20 protein-coding genes are annotated in these 19,146 nt (G+C 62.0%); 11 read left to right on the plus strand and 9 right to left on the minus strand.

Annotation, left to right across the window (positions count from 1 at the left end; translation table 11 throughout):
* Positions 1 to 163: 163 nt before the first annotated feature.
* The gene (locus tag AUR66_RS01015; RefSeq protein WP_058570672.1) at positions 164 to 919 is read right to left on the minus strand and encodes a ribonuclease H-like domain-containing protein; all 756 of its coding nucleotides are present in this window, start codon (positions 917 to 919) and stop codon (positions 164 to 166) included.
* A gap of 87 nt (positions 920 to 1,006) precedes the next feature.
* Here AUR66_RS01015 and AUR66_RS01020 point away from each other — a divergent pair, with 87 nt between their 5' ends.
* The 5 genes from AUR66_RS01020 to AUR66_RS01040 all read left to right on the plus strand — a co-directional run bounded on the left by AUR66_RS01020 (position 1,007) and on the right by AUR66_RS01040 (position 6,493).
* Positions 1,007 to 1,714, plus strand: a complete 708-nt coding sequence (locus AUR66_RS01020) for an SOS response-associated peptidase (protein WP_058570673.1) — start codon at positions 1,007 to 1,009, stop codon at positions 1,712 to 1,714.
* 1,308 nt (positions 1,715 to 3,022) lie between these two features.
* The gene (locus tag AUR66_RS01025; protein ID WP_058570674.1) at positions 3,023 to 3,469 is read left to right on the plus strand and encodes a DUF5805 domain-containing protein; all 447 of its coding nucleotides are present in this window, start codon (positions 3,023 to 3,025) and stop codon (positions 3,467 to 3,469) included.
* Positions 3,459 to 4,508, plus strand: coding sequence for a tyrosine-type recombinase/integrase (locus AUR66_RS01030; RefSeq protein WP_058570675.1), 1,050 nt, complete (start codon positions 3,459 to 3,461; stop codon positions 4,506 to 4,508). The genes AUR66_RS01025 and AUR66_RS01030 overlap by 11 nt, the downstream gene beginning before the upstream one ends.
* A 404-nt stretch (positions 4,509 to 4,912) precedes the next feature.
* A complete protein-coding gene (locus tag AUR66_RS01035) occupies positions 4,913 to 5,521 on the plus strand; it encodes an ArsR/SmtB family transcription factor (RefSeq protein WP_058570676.1) in 609 nt (202 codons plus the stop codon).
* A 42-nt stretch (positions 5,522 to 5,563) separates the two neighbouring features.
* The gene (locus AUR66_RS01040) at positions 5,564 to 6,493 is read left to right on the plus strand and encodes a hypothetical protein (protein WP_058570677.1); all 930 of its coding nucleotides are present in this window, start codon (positions 5,564 to 5,566) and stop codon (positions 6,491 to 6,493) included.
* Here the strand turns inward: AUR66_RS01040 and AUR66_RS01045 are convergent.
* The 3 genes from AUR66_RS01045 to AUR66_RS01055 all read right to left on the minus strand — a co-directional run bounded on the left by AUR66_RS01045 (position 6,490) and on the right by AUR66_RS01055 (position 10,385).
* Positions 6,490 to 7,386, minus strand: a complete 897-nt coding sequence (locus AUR66_RS01045) for a hypothetical protein (RefSeq protein ID WP_058570729.1) — start codon at positions 7,384 to 7,386, stop codon at positions 6,490 to 6,492. The genes AUR66_RS01040 and AUR66_RS01045 overlap by 4 nt on opposite strands.
* Before the next feature lie 81 nt (positions 7,387 to 7,467).
* The gene (locus AUR66_RS01050; protein ID WP_058570730.1) at positions 7,468 to 9,423 is read right to left on the minus strand and encodes a hypothetical protein; all 1,956 of its coding nucleotides are present in this window, start codon (positions 9,421 to 9,423) and stop codon (positions 7,468 to 7,470) included.
* 128 nt (positions 9,424 to 9,551) lie between these two features.
* Positions 9,552 to 10,385 (minus strand): MBL fold metallo-hydrolase, encoded by an 834-nt coding sequence (locus AUR66_RS01055; RefSeq protein ID WP_058570678.1) that lies wholly within the window; start codon positions 10,383 to 10,385, stop codon positions 9,552 to 9,554.
* A gap of 447 nt (positions 10,386 to 10,832) precedes the next feature.
* Between AUR66_RS01055 and AUR66_RS01060 the strand changes: the two genes are divergently transcribed.
* Positions 10,833 to 11,282, plus strand: a complete 450-nt coding sequence (locus tag AUR66_RS01060; protein ID WP_058570679.1) for a TIGR00725 family protein — start codon at positions 10,833 to 10,835, stop codon at positions 11,280 to 11,282.
* Positions 11,283 to 11,350: 68 nt separating this feature from the next.
* Here AUR66_RS01060 and AUR66_RS01065 read toward each other — a convergent pair whose 3' ends face one another.
* From AUR66_RS01065 to dph2, 3 genes are all read right to left on the minus strand, one after another.
* Positions 11,351 to 12,931 (minus strand): hypothetical protein, encoded by a 1,581-nt coding sequence (locus AUR66_RS01065; RefSeq protein ID WP_058570680.1) that lies wholly within the window; start codon positions 12,929 to 12,931, stop codon positions 11,351 to 11,353.
* Between the two features lie 80 nt (positions 12,932 to 13,011).
* Positions 13,012 to 13,584: a hypothetical protein gene (locus AUR66_RS01070; RefSeq protein WP_058570681.1), complete on the minus strand. Its 573-nt coding sequence runs from the start codon at positions 13,582 to 13,584 to the stop codon at positions 13,012 to 13,014.
* 157 nt (positions 13,585 to 13,741) lie between these two features.
* Entirely contained in the window at positions 13,742 to 14,776 is a 1,035-nt protein-coding gene (gene dph2 / locus AUR66_RS01075; RefSeq protein WP_058570682.1) for a diphthamide biosynthesis enzyme Dph2, read from the minus strand.
* A gap of 191 nt (positions 14,777 to 14,967) precedes the next feature.
* Between dph2 and AUR66_RS01080 the strand changes: the two genes are divergently transcribed.
* The 5 genes from AUR66_RS01080 (at position 14,968) to AUR66_RS01100 (ending at position 17,790) form a co-directional block, all read left to right on the plus strand.
* Positions 14,968 to 15,213, plus strand: a complete 246-nt coding sequence (locus tag AUR66_RS01080; protein ID WP_058570683.1) for a hypothetical protein — start codon at positions 14,968 to 14,970, stop codon at positions 15,211 to 15,213.
* A gap of 143 nt (positions 15,214 to 15,356) precedes the next feature.
* The gene (locus tag AUR66_RS01085; RefSeq protein WP_058570684.1) at positions 15,357 to 16,010 is read left to right on the plus strand and encodes an alpha/beta hydrolase; all 654 of its coding nucleotides are present in this window, start codon (positions 15,357 to 15,359) and stop codon (positions 16,008 to 16,010) included.
* A 58-nt stretch (positions 16,011 to 16,068) separates the two neighbouring features.
* Complete coding sequence (locus tag AUR66_RS01090) at positions 16,069 to 16,443, plus strand: YlbF family regulator (RefSeq protein WP_058570685.1); 375 nt, start codon at positions 16,069 to 16,071, stop codon at positions 16,441 to 16,443.
* A 100-nt stretch (positions 16,444 to 16,543) separates the two neighbouring features.
* Positions 16,544 to 17,137 (plus strand): nucleotide-binding protein, encoded by a 594-nt coding sequence (locus tag AUR66_RS01095; protein ID WP_058570686.1) that lies wholly within the window; start codon positions 16,544 to 16,546, stop codon positions 17,135 to 17,137.
* Between the two features lie 29 nt (positions 17,138 to 17,166).
* Positions 17,167 to 17,790 (plus strand): RAD55 family ATPase, encoded by a 624-nt coding sequence (locus AUR66_RS01100; protein WP_058570687.1) that lies wholly within the window; start codon positions 17,167 to 17,169, stop codon positions 17,788 to 17,790.
* A gap of 30 nt (positions 17,791 to 17,820) precedes the next feature.
* Here AUR66_RS01100 and AUR66_RS01105 read toward each other — a convergent pair whose 3' ends face one another.
* Entirely contained in the window at positions 17,821 to 18,084 is a 264-nt protein-coding gene (locus AUR66_RS01105; protein ID WP_058570688.1) for a hypothetical protein, read from the minus strand.
* Positions 18,085 to 18,153: 69 nt separating this feature from the next.
* Positions 18,154 to 19,134: an FKBP-type peptidyl-prolyl cis-trans isomerase gene (locus AUR66_RS01110; protein ID WP_058570689.1), complete on the minus strand. Its 981-nt coding sequence runs from the start codon at positions 19,132 to 19,134 to the stop codon at positions 18,154 to 18,156.
* Positions 19,135 to 19,146: the final 12 nt, after the last annotated feature.

The raw sequence follows: 19,146 nt of genomic DNA on the forward strand, positions 1-19,146 counted from the left end.
CGTCGTCGGCGGATTCGTCCGCCTCTACGTCGGGGTCCGTGCCGGCGTCCTCGGCCTCGGGGTCCTCGGTCATGTGCGCCGGGTGGGTACGGGGGAGCAAAAAGGGGTGTGATTCTGCGACGAGAGGAATCGGCCACGAACGCCGCACCGACACGGAGACACCTCAGACGAACGTCGTGTCCAGACCCTCGCAGGCGCGCGTGTGAAGTCGGTCAGTGACCGTCTCCATGAGACGCTCGAGATTGACGGTGTCCTCGCGATTGTACGAGACGAGTGTCTCGAGCGACGAGTCGTCACCGCGTTCGTACTCGCGCCACAGTCGAACCGCGTCGCGGCCCGAGATATCCGGGCGGTCACGCTCGATACCGACGTCTTTCTCGATTTGTTTCAGGCCCCCGGTCAGGTCGAGTGTCCGGCACGGATACATCAAGTCGACGTGTGGAACGTCGATATCGACGTCGAACGACGTTTCGAGGAAGGGGACGTCGAATCGCGCGCCGTTGAACGTGGCGATGAGTTTGGCGTCGGAGAACTGTTCGGCGAGAGTATCGGCAGTCAAGGTGTCGCCGCGGACGAGCGTCGTCGTCTCGCCGCCGTGGTAGAACGAGACGGTGGTCACGTCGTCTCGTTCGGGTGACAGACCCGTCGTCTCGATGTCGAAGAAGCACGTCTCGTCGCGGAAGTTCTCGTAGAGTCGCCACCGCTCACCAGACGGGAAGCAGTCGTCGAAGAAGTGGGAGTTTCCGTCGTCGAGGTGCGCTGTCGCCTCCGCGATGTACGACTCGATTCGGTCGGCCGTCTTGCCGCCGACGAGTCCCGGGTCGAACTCGTCCCAGTGTGTGACCCCGGATTGCCAGAGATTGCGTTCCGTCCGTTCGCCCACGCCACGGACGGGGATGAAACTGTTCTCGATTCGCATATACCGTACCGGGGAGTGCGGCGACCTAAATGCGTCGTCGTCTGGTCGCCGCGGGCGTTTTACCCACACCGTGCCTACGTCGAAGGTATGTGTGGTCGCTACACGCTGTTTACCCCTCCAGAAGACCTCCGAGAGCGGTTCGGTGCGGAACCGACACGGCCGTTGGAACCGCGGTACAACTGCGCACCCGGACAAGAACTGCCGGTCGTCACGAACGAGGCTCCCGACGAGTTTCGGTTCATGAAGTGGGGTCTCGTCCCGTCGTGGGCCGACGGTCCGAAAGTCGGAAACGACCGCATCAACGCCCGCGGCGAGACGGTCAGCGAGAAGCGTAGTTTCGCAGATGCCTACGAGTCACGCCGGTGTCTCGTCCCCGCAGACGGGTTCTACGAGTGGACGAAGACCGGGAGTGGGGGCAAACAACCGTATCGCGTCGCCTTCGAAGACGACCGACCGTTCGCCATGGCCGGCCTCTGGGAGCGATGGATGCCGTCGACGAAACAGACAGGACTCGGTGACTTCGGGAGCGGTGGCCCCTCTCGTGAGCAGGAACCGCTGGAGACGTTCACCATCGTCACGACCGAACCGAACGACCTCATCTCGGAGTTACACCACCGGATGGCCGTCGTCCTCGCTCCCGACGAAGAAGAGACGTGGCTTCACGGCGACGCCGACGAGGCAGCGACGCTTCTCGACCCGTATCCAGACGACGGGTTGACGGCATACCCGGTTTCGACCAGAGTGAACAGTCCCGCGAACGACGCGGCGGACTTGATACAGCGAGTCGAGGTGTAGCACTGGGGAACACTAGGAGAATCCTCTTTCCGACCGAGTCGCTCTGAATTCACATCTCGGCGGGAAGCCCGAATTCAGGATTGTGTATAGCGACATAGAATATACGAGTTTATCGTCGAACAGCGCTGTCCTCGAGAGACCACTGCGTACACCTGAAATCGCGGGAAATTCTCAGTTCACTCGTAGACGGTACGATTTCTCGCCGAGACGAGGCGAGAGTGCGTCTGTGGTGGTCGAGATGACCCGTTGGTTCCGCAGCAGCGTGCGAGTGCCAAGTGAACTCTCACAGCCCACCGCGAGACCAACACACGCTGGACGGGTGTCGCGTTGGTGAAGGAGTGTGCAGTGCCCGTTCACCACCCGAATTAGCGGGCCTGTCTGTCTGTTCGAGGTGCCCCCCGAAGTCGATAGTCGATGATGCGGTCACCCGGAGAGGAGACGCACTGAAACGGCACAGGCGGGCGCTGAGCGACATCTTGCCCTCTACGGGGAAATGCTACGTCCCGCACCACCGACGCCACTCTGCCCACACCTACAGCGGTCAAGTCGGGCACCACATCCGGGTGTTCCTTCACTGATTTTCCCGCTGTCGACTCCCGAACAAAGACAGATTTTCAGCGAGTTTCGTGTGTGGTATGTACAACACCGCCTCGTGGAAATCTACTCTATCTGAGTCAGAACTCGACTATTTATTTCAAAATATGTTCGACGAGATATTCGTGTTAATTCGCTCCGGAAATCCTCTGGTATTTTCGAGTAAATTCCACCGACTATCTCGAACGATAAAAGAGAGTAATTCGGACAAAAATTCCACAGTTATGATATACTAATACGACACAGTCTAATTGAGAAATTATTAGTGGTCGTTGCGGACTACTCACTCCCGAATAAAAGCCACAGATAGCGAGCGGTGAACTTGATAACCATAATAATTCAGAGAATATATACAAGAAATAACGAACCCGCTGGAACGGCAACACCACAATCTAACTCCAAGGTAAACACCACCAACATAGCCATCCAATTATCGGGGAGCCTTCTAAAATTGAGATGGTCGTGCAGGTATTCTGTCGTCACTACTAGAACGGATTGAGACACCATTCTCAGATTCGCTCGAAACGGGCAAAATCGGCAGTGTCGAGAGTATGTGGATATCCTGAATACTACATGCAAATTGCTAATTTGAGGGATGCACAAATCAGGATAACACCCTATTTTGGCCAAAAATCCACTAGTACAATTTCAGATAAGGTCTCTTATTCTGTACAGTGCCGGTAGATTGAATATCGGCCCCCGAGTCGACCCGGTATGAGCGACGAGGACGACCGGGCGACAGTCCAGACCTACGTCCCCACCCACCAGAAGGAGATTTGGAAGGACCACGCCGACCGACTCGACATGAGTCAGAGTGAATTTGTCAGGACGATGGTACAGGCTGGTCGGGCAGATTTCGAGGTCCCTTCGAGGGGCGATGAGACGGGCGTGACCCCTGGGGTAGAAGGGGAGAAGACGGCCCTCCAGAACGGGAGTTCAAATCAAGATAGTTCGAGTGAAAACAACAGTGGACTCACGGCCCGTATCGTCGAGGCACTCGCGACCGAATCACACCTCTCGTGGGACGACCTCGTCTCGGCGCTCACAGACGACATCGAAGACCGCCTCGAATCGACGCTTCAGGACCTCCAGGCAGACGGGAGAGTCGTGTACAGTGGGCGACATGGCGGGTACACCTTAGCGGAGGACGATGGCCGCTGAACGACCGGCAGACGTGGAGGACCCAGTCGGGTATTTCCTCCAGGATATGACCTACCACGGGAAGACAGACAGAACTCGTGGTGCCTACGAACGTGTCCTCCGCGAGTTCGAGTCGTTCCTCGGTGACCCCTCTCGAAACCCCACTGGAACCGCGAAATCTGTCGACGACGCCAGTCACCGCGACTGTATGGCGTGGATTCACACATTGCGAAACCGGGCAGTCGCACCCAGTACCGTGGCGACCTATGCCTCCTACCTCCACCGATTCTACGCCTACATGGCCCAGGTCGGTGTGTTCGACTCCAACCCGATGGGCCTCGTGATGGAAGAGATGGACGAAAAGATCGACTCGAACCCCGCCCGGAGAGAGGTTTCCGTCTCACAAATGCGGGAGTTCGTCCGCGACATCCGCCATCCACTGGAACACGCACTCGTCGTCACCCTGCTCAAGACCGGGATGCGTGTCGGTGAACTGTGCAACCTCGACCTACGTGACCTATCACTCTCTGTCGACACACCAGTAGACGGTGTCTCGACCCGCGCAGCGCTCGATGGGCGAGGACCGTCAGTGTACGTCTCGTCCGAACCGAGCGTCGGGATGGCCACGAATGGCGAGACTCGTACCGCCTCGAACAAGCGAAAACGCTCGACAGTCGTCCCCGTCGACGACGAGGTAGAGACGGTGCTCTTGCGCTGGCTTGCGATTCGGCCGGACACCGAATCACCCGCAGAACCGCTGTTCGTGGGGACGTCGTCGGGGTGGGGCACACGCCTGACACCCGATGCGGTCCACCACATCGTCACCTCGCACGCCGCCGATGCAGGGTGGTACCGCAGGGGTGGAGACCGCGAAGAGAACGTGACACCGCATTACTTCAGGCACTTCTTCACCACCCACCTCCGCGACAGGACCGGTGACCGCGGTATCGTCAAGTACCTCCGTGGCGACGTCGCCGGCGACATCATCGACACCTACACCCACAATTGGGGTGATAGAGTTCGTGAGACGTACGAATCGAATATTTATTCACTGCTCTGAGTCTCGAATCGAGTGTCTGTGACACGACTTATGAAGCGTATGTCGCTATATCTAATCGGCTTCAGGTGGTCGTCACAGTTTCGGAGTTTGGGTTCTGTTGCGTGTCTTATTTTCACATGGTTTGTGTTTGATTAGGCCCTCGTCTCGTGATTTCCGAGTTCGTCACGGTGAGAAAGCGTGGAAAGTTTTTCTGAGTGATATGGAATCAAAACCGGTAGACTGCGCCTATTTCTCCGTTGTTGTGCTTGAATAGAAGGCACGCAACACTTCCATCCTCCGAGGTTGTGTGGTCGTGGGGCGCCAGTGAATCGTGACGATTAGATAGGTTCGAGAGAGGGTGGCTCAAACGGTCGTTTGACTCTTAGATGCTTCTTTAGCCTTCGACCGACTCTCTCGGGTGAGACGTGAGTTCGCTGTTACCGCTGAAACCCGCTGCCGAATCGCTTGGCGACCGAGAGATAGCCCCGCTCCTCCTCTCACTGGACGACCCCGCAGCAGACGACGTTCTCGCGGCACTGTCGTCGTCGACCGCCCGGTCGCTCCTCACAGAAGTCTACGACGACCCTCGTCCGGCATCCGAGTTGGCCGACGTGCTCGACACGACCGTTCAGACCGTCAGCTACCACCTCGACCGATTGGTCGACGCCCAGTTAGTCGAACCCGTGACGACTTGGGTCTCCGCGCAGGGCCGAGAGATGGCCGTGTACGGTCCGACGAACTCCACCGTCGTTCTCTTCGCGGGTGCGGAGCGACCAGAACACCTCTCCACCGGCCTGAGAAACCTCGTCACCGGCGTCGGTCTCTCGGTAGTCGCGAGCGTACTAGTACAGGTCGTCTGGACGAATCAACGACCGCGTCCGAACGTGCTGCGGACGCCCGGGACTCCAGACGTCTTCTCGCCTGCGTTCTTCGCAGGGTACGTCGACGGACCGGGAGCCATCGTCCTCGGGGTGGGCATACTCCTGACTCTCGCCGTGAGCCTCGCTACCGTGTGGACTCAAAGGCGTCTTTGAGTCACACATAGGGGGAAGGTCTCCCCCTCCGTCGGGGAGTGTGTGCAACGACGAGCCTTCCTCGCCGCGACCGGTACCGGTCTCGCGGCGGCACTCGCTGGCTGTACCGCAAGCGCAAACGACGGAACGGGCGGGGACGACCCAACCCCCGACCCGACGCCGGACCCAACACCCGAACCAGTCGACGCAGTCGTCGTCGAGTCGGGCGAGCGACTCACGACCGTCGTCGGCGACGCTCCCACACCCGACGACGGGGCGATGAAACCACACCACGTCCGCCTGACCACCACCGAATCCGGACCGTGGACCGTTCGAGTCAGCGTATCGCCTGCTCTCGGGGCTGGACACCGTGAGACGTACGAAGTGCACCCGAACGCCGAGGTATCGGTCTCACTCAGACTCCCCGCAGACTACGACGTGACTGTAACCGACCTCGAGACGGATGCGACGGCGACCGAAGTCGTCACGCCAGCCAACTTCGACTGTAATCGCTCGTGGACGGCGTTTTCACCCGACGACGGAGACATCTCGGTCAGTGGTGCAGCCACACGGATGGCGTGTGCACCGCCGGTCGTCACAGCAGACGCACCGTTGTCAGTTTCAGTTGGGGATAGGTCACTCTCCGACGGGGAGACGAAGCCACGGACGCTCTCGGTGGTGAATCCGACCGCGTCGGCCGCCGTAGTCGACCTCAGTCTCGAAGCCGACGCAGACGCAGTCGCGTTCGGTGGCAGGTTCCAGGTAGAACCGGATGCGCGAATAGACGTGACACTGACCGAACAACGGAAGTTCGTCGCTCGTGTCGTCCGAGCCGAGAACGAAGCGTCCGAGACAGTCATCATCGAACCGTCGAGTTTCGACTGTAACGAGGGTACGACAGTCGTCGCACTGAACGACGACGGTGGAGTGCAGGCCACGACCCTCTCGACGCTGATGGCCTGCGGTGAAGAGATACCCGAGACGGCGGGTTAGACCCGGAGTTCGGTCTCTAACTCGGGAGAGTCGATGGCGTCTTTGACCGTCTCGGCGGCGTCTGTCGTCTCCGCGACGTTCTCCATCAACACCGTCTCGCTCGGGAAGAGGTGTTCCCCGAGGACGAGGCCGTGTTCACGCGCAGTCGACCCGGTCATCGTGAGGTAGACGCCGAGACCGGTCGCTGCGATGGCGGCTTCTTCTTCGGGACCTTCGTCGGGGTACGCGAACGTGACGTCGTCGAGACACCGTGTCCCGAGGACCGCTTCGACGAGACGCTCGTATCGCGGCGAGATACAGAGGTCACCCGCGTAGTCGGCGACGAAGTCCCGGTCGAGGTCAGAGCCCGGTGGGAGAATCTCGGGGTCGGCCATCAGCGTGTGGTAGACCGTATCTCCGAGACCGGAGACGACACGAACGTCGGTGTCCATCGGGTCGATTCGGGCGTTCACGTCTTCGATGCTGCCGATGCCGTCGGGTTGGAGTGTGACGACTTCTTCGAGGACGAGGTCGGCGCTGTCGAATCCGAGACCGAACTCGTGGGTCCGGAGGGCGCGGAACGGTTCTTCGCGACCGACGAGATGGATGTCCACGCCGTCGATTTCGAAGACGACGCTGTCGAAGACGATTCGACGAGGCATGCCCTCTCGGTCGTCGCGCAAGAGCGAGTACTCGGGAGACGCCGAGTCTGAGAGGTCGCTGTAGTCTGCGAGTCGTTCGTACACGTCTCGTTCCGGATGGGTATGGCCTTTCGTGACGGACTTCTCGAACCTGAGCGTCGAGATGATTTCGTCTGCCACCTCGGCGATGCTGTCGGTCGTGGCGAACCGTTCGAGCACCGCTTCGAGGGGGCGCCCCTTCCGCGGAACGGCGACGCGCACCGTCTCTGTCATCATCGGATGGTCGTGGTGGCCCGCTAAACAGGTTGCGCTTCGGGAAAACGTCTCTCGCGCGAAAAATGGTGACGCAGTCGGCTATTCGTCTTCCGGTTCGCCGCCCATCCCGGTGCCGAACGCACCTGCCAGGCGTTCGCGGAAGGTGTCGAGTTCCGCGACGCTCTCGTTCAGGTCCTCGATATCCTTGCGCAGCGTCATGATTTCGTCTTCCGCGGCGGCGTCTTCGATGCTCGACTGCACGTCTTCGAGACGTGATTCCAACGAGTCTCGCGTCTCGACGATGTCGCCGTCGAGCGACGCGATGTCCTCGCGAATCTCGCCGATCTCCTCGTTGAGGTTCGAGACCGTCTGACTGGTGGCTTCCGTCTCGCTTTCGACGCCATCGATGCGTTCGACCGTCTCGTCGAGGCGACCGGCGAGTTCGTCGAGGTTCCCGTGAATCGAACCGAGTTCCTCGGCCCGTTCTTCGAGCGTCTCTTCGACGGTGTCGAGGCGCGCGGCACCGGCGTCGATGTTTCGCGAGGCAGTGTCGAGACGACTGTCGTGGTCCTCGAGTCGTTCGTGGTGGTCGTGCAGGCGGTTGTCGTGGTCTTCGAGTCCGGTCGACAAGTCCTCCAGACGCCCGTCGTGGGCGTCGAGGCGACCGTCGACACGTTCGACCTTCGACTGGGCACGTTCGCTGCGTTCGTCGACGGCGGCGAGTGTCTCCTCGGCGGCGTCGAGGCGGGACGCGGTGTCGTCGGCCGATTCGACCGCTTCGTCGACCATCGAGTCGAGTGCGTCGATGTCTGCGCGGAAGTCTTGCATCTCCTCGCGGAACTCCGCGACGAGTTGCTGTCCCGTCCCTTCTTCGTCGATGAACGAAGCGAGTGCGTCGGAGTACGCCGCCAGGTCTTCCATCTGCGACTGGAGGCGCTGGATGCGCACGTCGGTGCTTCGTCGTGTCTCGGTCTCGACGGCCTCTCTGACGACTGCGAGGTCGTCGTCGTCGACAGCACCTTCGCGAATTTCCGCGGCGATGGCAGCGACGAGTCCACCCTCGGTGTCGACTGTGTCGGCCTCGTCGTCACTCGTCAGTTCTTCTGGGTCGTCCAGGTACTCGGTCACCGCAGCGGAGGTGTCGTCGGCGAGGGTTCGCGGACCCGAAGGTTCGTGTTCGGACTCGACTTCGACGTCTTCGGTAGATTCCGCGACGAGTTCTTCTGTTCCCTCTTCCTCTCCGTCGTCGCCGAGGATTTCAGCATCGTCGACAGACGCATCGAGTTGGTCGCCCGCGTCGCCGTCGCCGTCCTCGTCCACATCGTCGTCGAGAATGACGGCGTCGTCTTCGTCGGCCGCACCGAGTGCGACGGCCGCTTCGTCGGCGGTTTCTTCCCCTTCGGACTCGTCAGCCTCGTCCGTATCGGCGTCGACCGTATCGACTTCGTCTTCGGTACCGTCTACGGCGCTCTCAACGACCGTGTCGTCTCCCTCGATTTCGTCGTCGACGTTCTCGAACGCGGCCGCGAGGTCCTCGTCAGATGGGACGTCGTCGACCCCGGCGCTCGCTTCGGTTTCGTCGTCGGCACCGTCGTCACCGACTGGGTCACGGTTGCCAGCGAGGACGTCGCGCACGAGTTGACTCCGGTCTTCGCCGAGGATGTCGTCGATATCCTCGGGGTGGATACCCCCGTCGACTGGGATGCGTTCGAGGGTCGGTTCTTCGAGGAAGTCCTCCCGCTGGTGGCCGTCGGTGAGACGGATACCGTAGACCGTGACCACTTCTTCGCCCGGGTCGAGTGTTCGCTCGTACTCGACGCGGTGGTCCTTGTACGCAGTCCAGTTCTCGCTGTCGTACTCGGGGTGGAACCCGACGCTCTCCATCGTGAACGACTCGGGAATTCGGTCGATGACCCGGACGCGCGTCGGTTCGTCGCGCGTCGAGGCGATGACGAATTTAATCGCAGGGACTGGGAACTCGTCCGCGGCGAAGGTCTTCTCCACTGTGACCTCACCGTCAGAGACGGAGATGACCCCTTCAGGCTCGTGGCTCATGGCCGCCACTTTCCGTACATGCAATATAAAACAACCGGGGAATCGAACCCTCCCCCGGCGCTGTCTGCCGATTCGGCGGTTTTCGTTCGGTGACAGTCTGTGCGTACTGACAGACGGGGCGAGTCAGGTTAGAGGTCGACTCGGTCGCCGATTTCGACCAGTTCGAGGGACCGCGGTGCGGTGAAACTCTTCGCGTGGTGGTGCAGGACCTTCGGGTCGGAGGTCATGCCCTTCCACATGTCCCAGTGCGACGGGAGAAGTCGGTCGAGGTCGAGGTCGCTCGCAGCCTCGATTATCTGGTTCTCGTCGTTGTACCACTTCGTGCGGACGGGTTCGCCCGTCTCCTTGTCGGCGATGTTGCCGACCGTCCCGAACGCGAGGACGCCGAGGTCGATATCGTACGTCTCGCCGAGAGTGGTGAACTCCTCGGACGGTTTGGTGTCGCCGCCGTGGAAGAACGTCCCCGACTCGTGTTCGAAGACGTACGAGACCGGGTGCGTCGCGTCGGGGTCGTACGCGGGTTCGACGTGGACAGTGAACTCGCCGATTTCGACGGTGTCGCCCTCGGTGACTTCTTCGAACTGGTCTTCGGTGAGGTCGTAGTCGTCGAACCACGCTTCGTCGTCGTAGGCGACCGACAGAGAGTCGTCGGGGGCGACGAACGTCGCACCCGTATTTTCGAGGATGGGTGCCTGACTCGGTCCGTGGACGTGGTCCGTGTGTTCGTGCGTGGCGAGGACGGCGTCTGCCTCGGTCACGTCGTCGGGGTCGAACGGAATTGGGACCATCCGAACCGTCCGCGGCGGGGAACCGATGCCGACGTACGGGTCGATGAACACCGTCGTTCCCTCGCTTCCTTTGAGTACAAACCCGTTACAACCGAGGTACCAGATGGCGACTGTCTCCGGGTCTGCCGCTTCGACTGCCCGCGGAAGCCAATCGCTCCAATCACTTCGCGTCATGTAGACGAGTCCTTGTGCGAGAGGGCTAAGCGTTGCGCTCTCGGCGATTCCACGAGGGCGACGGACGAGCGACGAGATGGCTACTCCCAGGCAACGTATACCACAATAGACTACCGAACAATAATGGAAATATAAGGTCCTCTCCCGGGAAGGTATTTAGTACTGGCACTCGTCACTTCGAGTGTCATGCCATTTTCTCACAAGCGGACGGCAGATTTCTCGGCAATGGCCCGAACGATGCGTGCATGCGGTTCCTGGGAACCGGTCTCGCCCCTCCAAGACGACGCGTACCGAATGGACGATTTCTGATACTTCTGCTCCGTTTTCCGGGCAATATAGTGACGATGCCCAGTCGTTTATGGACGCTGGCAGTGTGCGCTGTTACATGCACAGACCGAGCAACGTCGAAGACCGAACTGCTCGCGACGCAGACTACCGAGGTGCGCGATGCGCGTGAGCGTCGTCGGCGGGAGCGTCGTTCCTGACCCGGTGGACCAGCTCGCCGAAGACGTCGGCCGACTCCTCGCCCAACGCGGCCACACCGTCGTCTGTGGCGGTCTCGGGGGCGTCATGGAGGCCACCTGTCGCGGCGCGAAAGACGCCGGCGGAACGACCATCGGAATTCTCCCCGGCGAAGAGCGTGACGAGGCGAACGAGTACGTCGACGTCAGCATCGCCACCGGCCTCGGGCACGCGAGAAACGCACTCGTCGTGATGAACGGTGACGCCGTCATCGCCATCGATGGGGCGGGCGGGACGCTCTCTGAGATTGGATTCGGAGCAGTCTACGACCGACCTGTCGCCGGTATCAGGACTCACACTCTCAGCGCACTCGACCGCTTCAAGGCGTGTAAGACGCCAGAAGCGGCGGTTACGTACGTCGAAGAGGAAGCGTAGTCGGGGACGTCGACGGCGAATCGTAGTCGCGTACGTCGAAACGGAAGCGTCTACGGGTCCAGTCGGCGTCAGTCGAGTTCGCGTTCGACGCAGTCGCGGAGCACGTCGTCGACGACGGTTTCACGGAACTCGTCCCAGTCAGTGGTCTCCGCCCAGAGTCGCGCCGAATCGCTCGGTTCGAGCGCGTCTCGACCGGCTTCACGTCGTTTCGTCTGCACGTATCCGTCGGCGAGCAACGCTTCGACAGCAACCTCCAGACGCGGGCGAAGTCCGTTCGAGAGGCGCTTTTCGAAGGCGTCGCCTTCCTCGGCGTTCCGAGCGATGTCGACACAGAAGGTGTCGAACGCGGACCACGAATCTTCGTCTCGCGCGCCCGCGACGATACCGTGGTGTTCTGCTCGTTCGCGCAGTTCGGCGGTCACCGCTCGTCGGGTCCGGGGGCGTGAACGCGGTGGGCCCGTCGTCAACACGTGGAGTGCGATTGCTTCGAGGTCCCCGAGCGGTGAGAGCGAGTGGCCATCGAGAGACATCGGCGTCCCACCTCGAGCGACGCCGTCGTCGTGGAGTTCGTCGAGGTGCGCAGACGACGTGTCTGCCGCCGCCGAGAGGTCAGTCGTCGCCTCGGAGACTGGACTGAAGGCACCGGAGAGGTGCTTCCGCGCGTCGAGGTACGCGTCGAGTTGTGCGTCGAAGCGGTCGATAGTGTCGAACAGCGCTATCGTGGCGTCGTCTTCGAACTTCCCGAAGCGCGCCACACAACTCTCCCGGAACCGAACGAGGAGTTCGCGCGGGTCGTCTTCGACGGGTGAGAGGAGGCCGGTTTCGGCGTCGAGCCACTCGTCGAGGGCGTCGAGGACGGCGTTCGGGTCGCGCGTGTCCTCGGGTACCGGGCGCTGTTGGTCGGCGTCTACGAGGTCCGCGAGTTGTTCGCGCGCTCGACCGACGTACGCTGACATCGACCCGAACGGAGAGTCCGTCTTCGTCCGCTGCGTGTACGTCGCGCTCCTCCCGCGTCCTCTCGGCGTGTCACCACTCGCGTCGGCAAGCGCGAGTCGAAGGTCAGAGAGCGCGGTTCGGAGGAGTTGTGCGACGGCGTCTGCCGCGGGGCCGTCGGCGACACGCCGGAACTCGTCGAACGCGGCGTTCGCCGTCTCGACTTCAGAGACGATGGTACGAAGGTCAGAGATAGCCGCGAGGTCGGTGTGTTCGTCCGCGGGGATAGCGTAGAGCGTAATCGCATCGTGGGGTGCGACGCTGGTGTCTACGAGCGCCGTTCTGGCGGCGTAGAACGCGGCGGCAACCTGTGGCGGTGCGCTCGTGAGGTTCACGTCGACGGCGCCATCGGCGACGGACTCTCGCAAGAGGTCGGTCGTCGCCGCGTACAACGTCGCGAACGACGCACCGAACGGGAGCCGTACTTCGTCGAGAGGAGCGTCGAGGCGCGTCGAGAACGTCTCTGAGACGGTTCGTGCGACGCGAGCACGTGCTCGCGATGCGCCTTCGGCGCAGTCGTCTGGGTCGCGACCCTGCTCGGGGTCGGCCTCGTCACGGACCAGACGTACCCGGTCGGCGTCGAAGTCGCCTGTTTCGAGCGGGGTGACGACCCGCTGGACGTCGAGTCCGAGGACGGAGAGGTGGGTCGTCGGCATCTGTCTGAGTCATTCGCTACCGGTACCCTGAATGTTGTGGTGACTCGTGGCACCGGCGTGTCAAAAAGAGACCGACCGCCTCAGGCGTACGACCGATAGAGGGTACGCCCGACGACGCCGAGGCCCAGCGTGTCCACGACGAACAGGACGAGACCACCGACGAGGGGCACGACAGACAACACCGCGGCGACGAACGCACCGACGACGAGCGCGATACCGAGTGAGGGGCGCGACTGTGACCGCCCAGAGAGTACCCGCGTCACGGTAGACCCGAGGAACACCGTCGCAACCGCGCCGCCGACGAGTGCGACGACGAAGAACGCCACGAACCCGGGGATAGCGACGAGCAAGCCGATTATCGTGATGGCGAGGACGACGAGTGCGACGAGGCCACCGATGCCGACGAGGAGGCCCCAGAGGAACGACCCGCCGGGGTCGTCTCGTATCTCAGAGATGGAGTCACGGGTGTACGCGGGGAGCGCCGCGACGAGGATTCCACCGACGACGATATCGACGAAGAACGTCGTGAGACCACGGAAGACGGGTGAGAACTGCTGTGTTGTTTCGACGGTCTGTGCGGAGGTGACGCCCGCGAACGCGAGGAGAGACACGAGTCCGAGACTCGCGGCGAGGGGCTTTCGGAGGGGGACCATACTGCGTTGTGCACACGGCGACGTTTTAGTCGTTCTGGATGACACTTCTCTGGGCGAGCGTGCACCGCGGAATCGACGTCGTCACCGAGGAGAATCTCGAGACAAAAGCGTGAGTGGACGCCCGACGGCCGTTACACCGAGACGGCGTCGAACCGGCTTACCACGTGCCGTGGAAGGTGTCGAACTCGAGGGAGTCGAGGGGTTCGTCGCCGACGGCGATGCGGTACTCTTGCGGGGTGAGCATCGGCTTGTGGAATCGCGGGCCGTCGTCGGTCGTGATGCGTGGGCATCCGGTGTTGACGAAGGCGTCCATGTCGAAGTTGCGCAGGCGGTCCGGTGTCACCTCGTCCATGGTGATGAGGTAGGCGTTCGGGTTGTCTTCGAGAATCTTCTCGGCGATTTCCATGCGCCCTTGCCCGATTTTGGTGCAGAAGATGACGCCCCACTTCTCGGCGTCCATCGCCTTGTGGACCGAGGCGTAGCGCTGTTTCATGAATTTGCGCGTGTCTGCGATGGTGACCACGTTGTTGACGGGGTCGGCGATGACGACGTTCTTGTCGGGGTGTTCCATCGCGAGGCCGAGTGGGTGGAACTTCCCGCCGCCGACGTAGAGCACGTCGTCCGCCGGGATGTCCGCAGAGGCGTAGTTGCACCCGAGAACCTGCCCTTCGTAGGTGAGTCGGTCGTCGCCTTTCCGGGTCTGGACGGTGTAGCCGCGTTCTTCGAGCCAATCGCACATGTCGTCGAAGCGGTTCATGTGCTGGGCGGTGGTGACGAGTCCGACTTCGTCGCCCTCGATTTCGTCCAGGGCGTCCTCCACGATGGGGAACGGGTCGACGTTGGAGAACAGCGGGACGTAGATAATCTTGTCCGACTCCTTCATCGGCGAGTGCCCGAAGTGGACGAACACGTCGGTCCGGCGCATGAGGTAGGTGTCGAGGTCACACGCGCCGTAGCACGGTTGTCCCGAGAGCATGAAGGTCACGTCGTCGTCGCAGAGTTGGCGAAGGTCGTCGGCGACTGCCGGGCCACGACGCTTCAGGCCTTCGGGGAACTGCAGACCGACGCGCTTGGCGTCGCGTTCTTCGATAGCGTCGATGATTCGTTCGAGTTCGTAGTCCCACTCCCGGTCGTGCTTGAGCGACATCCCGGTGTTCCGAAGGTCTCCCTCCGAGGAGGCGTCCTGACTCATTGACGCCCCCTTACCGATGAAGAGGTATAACGGCGGCGCTTCCCTACGATTGGGCGTCACACACCCGCATACGACGTGTCTGTCGAAGACGGTCGGTCACGTCACACGGCGAACCGGGATACGCCGTCCTCTCGTGCGTCGCGTGGACCAAACCGCAGTGCGCATTACCTGTTTGCCGTCGTACGGATAGTATGTCTAGCGACACCAATGCACACGACGAAGAACACATTCACGAAGCGAGTGACGAACACGAACTCACCGAGTGTCCGGCCTGTGGGAAGCCCATCCGAGGCATCGACGACCTCGAACAGGGCGAGACGGTTCCCGAACTGACCACGGTCGACGGGCGGGGTGTGATGACGGGCCGAAACAAGAACGACCTCTGGATGTGCAAAGGGTGCGGTGCGACACTCGGTGTGCGCCGGCGAGAGAAGTAACCGAGACGGCTGAATCGAACGAGACGGCCGAATCGAACGAGACGAGTGGATCGGGTCGGTGAGACGACCGACCTCCAGTTTTGTCACCCGGTTACCCTGCCGTCACTCGGGGTTTCAAGAACGCCGACGGCCTAGCGGGGCCCATGACTGACATTCCGCTCGAACACGTCCACGTCGAGCCATCAAAAGCGGTCGATGGGGCGGCCCCTGCGGTCGTATTGCTCCACGGACGCGGGTCGAACGAGGAGGACCTCCTCCAACTTACACAGCACTTTCCTGACCATCTCCACGTGGTGAGTCTCCGCGCTCCCGACCGGTTACAAGGTGGCTACACGTGGTACGAACTCGACCTCTCCGGCGGCGGCCTACACCAGAGTCAGCCCCACACCGAACAGTTCGAGCGCTCGCGCGAACTCGTCCGTGCGTCCATCGACGCCGCAATCGAGGAGTACGGCCTCGACCCCGACAGAATCGGCCTCCTCGGGTTCAGCCAAGGTGCTATCACGAGTCTCTCACTTCTCGTGGAGGACCCCGACGACTACGCGTGGGTGGTGGCGCTGCACGGCTATCTCGCCGAGTCGCACGCAGACGTCGAACCCGAGGGAATCGCCGACAAACCCGTCTTCGTCGGTGCCGGGTCGATGGACCGCATCATCCCCGCGTCGCGGGCGGAACACGCTGCCGACCGTCTCCGCGAACTCGGTGCTCTCGTCACGGCGAAGGTGTACGACGCACCGCACGGTGTCGGCCCGGACGAACTAGCGGACGTGGTCTCGTTCGTCGAAACACACGCCTGAACCCTCGCATACGTCCCCCTTCGGCAGGTTGAAAGCGCTCGACTCCTAAGGCGCGACCATGAGCACGCAGACGACGCGGCTCGAAGAACTCGGCCGTGAACTGGGCGAGGCCATCGCCGACCACCCGAAGTACGAGGCGTACGAGGAGGCGAAGGCCGCGGTCGAAGCAGACGACGAGGCGCAGGAACTCATCACCGAGTTCAACCAACTGCGCGAAGAGTTCAACGTCGCTCGACAGATGGGCGAGGCGACCCAGGAAGGCCTCCAGAAGGTGCAGGCCAAACAGGACGAACTCCACTCGATGCCCGTGATGAAAGAGTACCTCCTCGCGCAGGCCGAGATGGTCGGCGAACTGGAGAAGGTCAACGAAGCCATCTCCGAACCACTCGCCGTCGACTTCGGCGGCGAGGCCGGCGGGTGCTGTAACGACTGACGCGAACAGATTTTCGCTGCGTCTCGTTTCTCTCGTGTCGTTCGCAGTCACCGCTCACCCTCGCGTAGGTTCAAGTACGAACACGGGACCACCCCGTGCTATGTTGGCAATCGCGGGCGGCAAAGGTGGCAGCGGGAAGACCACGACGACACTCGGACTGGCACGGGCGTTCGACGGTCCCGTCCTCGCCGTCGACGCGGACCGGGACATGCCCAACTTGCACTCGATGGCCGGCGCAGAGCGATGCGAGCGTGAGACACCTGCTGTTCGGCCGCATCCGAGCGACCCCACCGTCTCCATCTTGTCGCCGCCGAGCGAGGCAGACGACGACGCCTTCGAGCAGTGGCTTCGTGCAGTTGCTGCGGAGCACCATCACACAGTCGTCGATTGCCCTGCGGGAGCGGGTCCCGACGCTGCGGCACCTCTCCGTGTCGCCGACGCTGTCGTCGTCGTCAGCCCACTGTGCGTCCCTGCCCTCCGCGACGCAGCGAAGACGGCGGCGATGGCGCGCGCACTGGGAACGCCCGTCGCCGGATGCGTCGTCTCCCGCGCCCGCGTCGCCCCGGATTCGGTCGAAGAACTCGTCGGTGCACCAGTCCTCGGCACCGTCCCCGACGAGCACTCACCCGTGTTGGCGCAACCGACCGTTCGAGCCGCATATCGTCGGATATCGAACACGTTAGGCCGGAATTAATAATATGGCTGAAGGTCATTTGGTAGTGTATGTCTCGGCTGGCTACGGGTATCGACGTGCTCGACCGTCAACTCGGCGGTGGCATCCCGGCAGGGAGCGTCGTTCTCCTCGCGGCAGACCCCGCAAGCCAGTCGGAACTCTTCTTGAACGAGTTGACCACGACGCGCGGGACGTTGTGGATTACGACACTCCGGTCGGAAGTCGCCGTCAGCGACGCACTGGACCGCTGTGTCAGTCCGACGGGAAGCCCGACCATCCGCGACGTTGGCGGCGACGCCCCCTTGGACACCGCAAACAAACTCGTCCGCGACTTGCCCGAGGGAGCGAACCTCATCATCGACGTGGTGGACATCTTAGAGCGCAACGAGGCAGCGCGCTACCGGAAGTTCCTCAACGGCCTCCAGACGCACATGGTCAACACGCGCGGCCTCACCGTCCTCCACGGTCTCAAAGGCGAGTCCGTCCCGCAGAATCGCGACCTGACCGAACATATGGCCGACATCGTGTTCGACCTCGACACGAAGATAGACGGCTCAGAGATAGAAAATCGGCTCGCGGTTCCGAAGTTCCGCGGCGGGCAGGCACTCAACGAGACCATCAAACTTCGCCTCGCCGACCAGGTCACCGTCGACACCAGTCGCGACATCGCCTGACGTGGCGGGTCTCGACGCGACTGTCGCGACTTAGAACGCGAAGAATCCGAACGTACCGAGTGTAACGGCAGCGATGAGTACCGACCACGTGCGGGTAGAGAGGCCCGCACCGCGGGAAAAGACGTAGCCGAAGTAGGGGACGAGCGGTGTGAGTCGGTAGACGAACGGAACGGAGACACTCACACCGTATTCGAGCGCGAGCGTCAGTCCGACGGTACAAAATCCAGCGACGAGTGCAACGTACACGTCCGAGAAGTCTCGTAAATCGAGCGTCGCGTCGTCTGACGAAGCCATAGCTACGAAGCGGTCGGAAGGCGAGTATCAAGAAGCCGCCGATTCACGAGAAGCGGCGGAGGTGCTCGCTTACTCTTCGGACTCGTCCGCGTCGAGTTCTGCGGCGAGTTCTTCGGCGTCGATGTCGACGTCCTCGATGGCCTCTTCGATGTCGGCACCGCCAGCGCCGCCCATCATACCGCCGAGGCCGCCCATGCCGCCCATGCCGCCCTCGATGGTCTCTTGGACGATGACGCGGTCGATGTCGAGACGCTGCATGATGTCCTGTGCAATCTGCTGCTTGGAGAACATCCACTGCTGGTTCATCGTCATCTGCTGCGTCGCCTCGATGTAGAGCGTGTCCTTCTCGACGGTGACCGTCTCCGTCTCAGGCTCTGCGTCTTCGTCTTCGTCGACGGCTTCGCCGTCTGCTTGAGACTCCTCCGGAGTCTCACTGTCGTCGGACTCGACGACCTGCTCTTCTTCGACTTCGTCGGTCTGGACCCAGACCTCGGGGGCCTGCTGGAGGTACATCCCGAGGAGGCCAGCGGCCTGCTCTTCGCGGTCGTCGACGAGTTCGAGAACCTCGTACTCGTATTCGAGGTCCTTGCCCGCGAGGGGGTGGTTGAAGTTGACGCGGGCGCGACCACCGATGATGGTCTCGAGACGACCCTGGTCGCCGTCGATGGTGACCTGCGCACCGGGGTAGCGGTCGTCTTCGGGAATCTTGTTGGCGCTGACCGTGCGCACTTCGTCGTCGTCGTACTCGCCGAACGCGTCGGCGGCAGGGATTTCGACGGTTCCTTCGTCGCCGACTTCCGCGCCCTTCAGGGCGTCGTCGACTTCGGGGAAGACGTGGCCCGCACCGATGATGACGACGCGAGGTTCGAACTCGTAGCCCTCGACGTCGATTTCGGCCTCTTCGGCCACTTCTTTACTCGTTGTGTCGACGACGTCGCCGTCTTCGACCGTTCGAACCGTGTATGCGAGGCGGACGAAGTCGCCGTCCTGAATACCGGACTCGACCTCTTCATCGACCTGCTCGGCCTCCGCCTGCTGTTCGTCGCTCATACACGCTACGTG

This window comes from Haloferax profundi (assembly GCF_001469865.1).
In the GTDB taxonomy this organism is placed as follows: Archaea; Halobacteriota; Halobacteria; order Halobacteriales; family Haloferacaceae; genus Haloferax; species Haloferax profundi.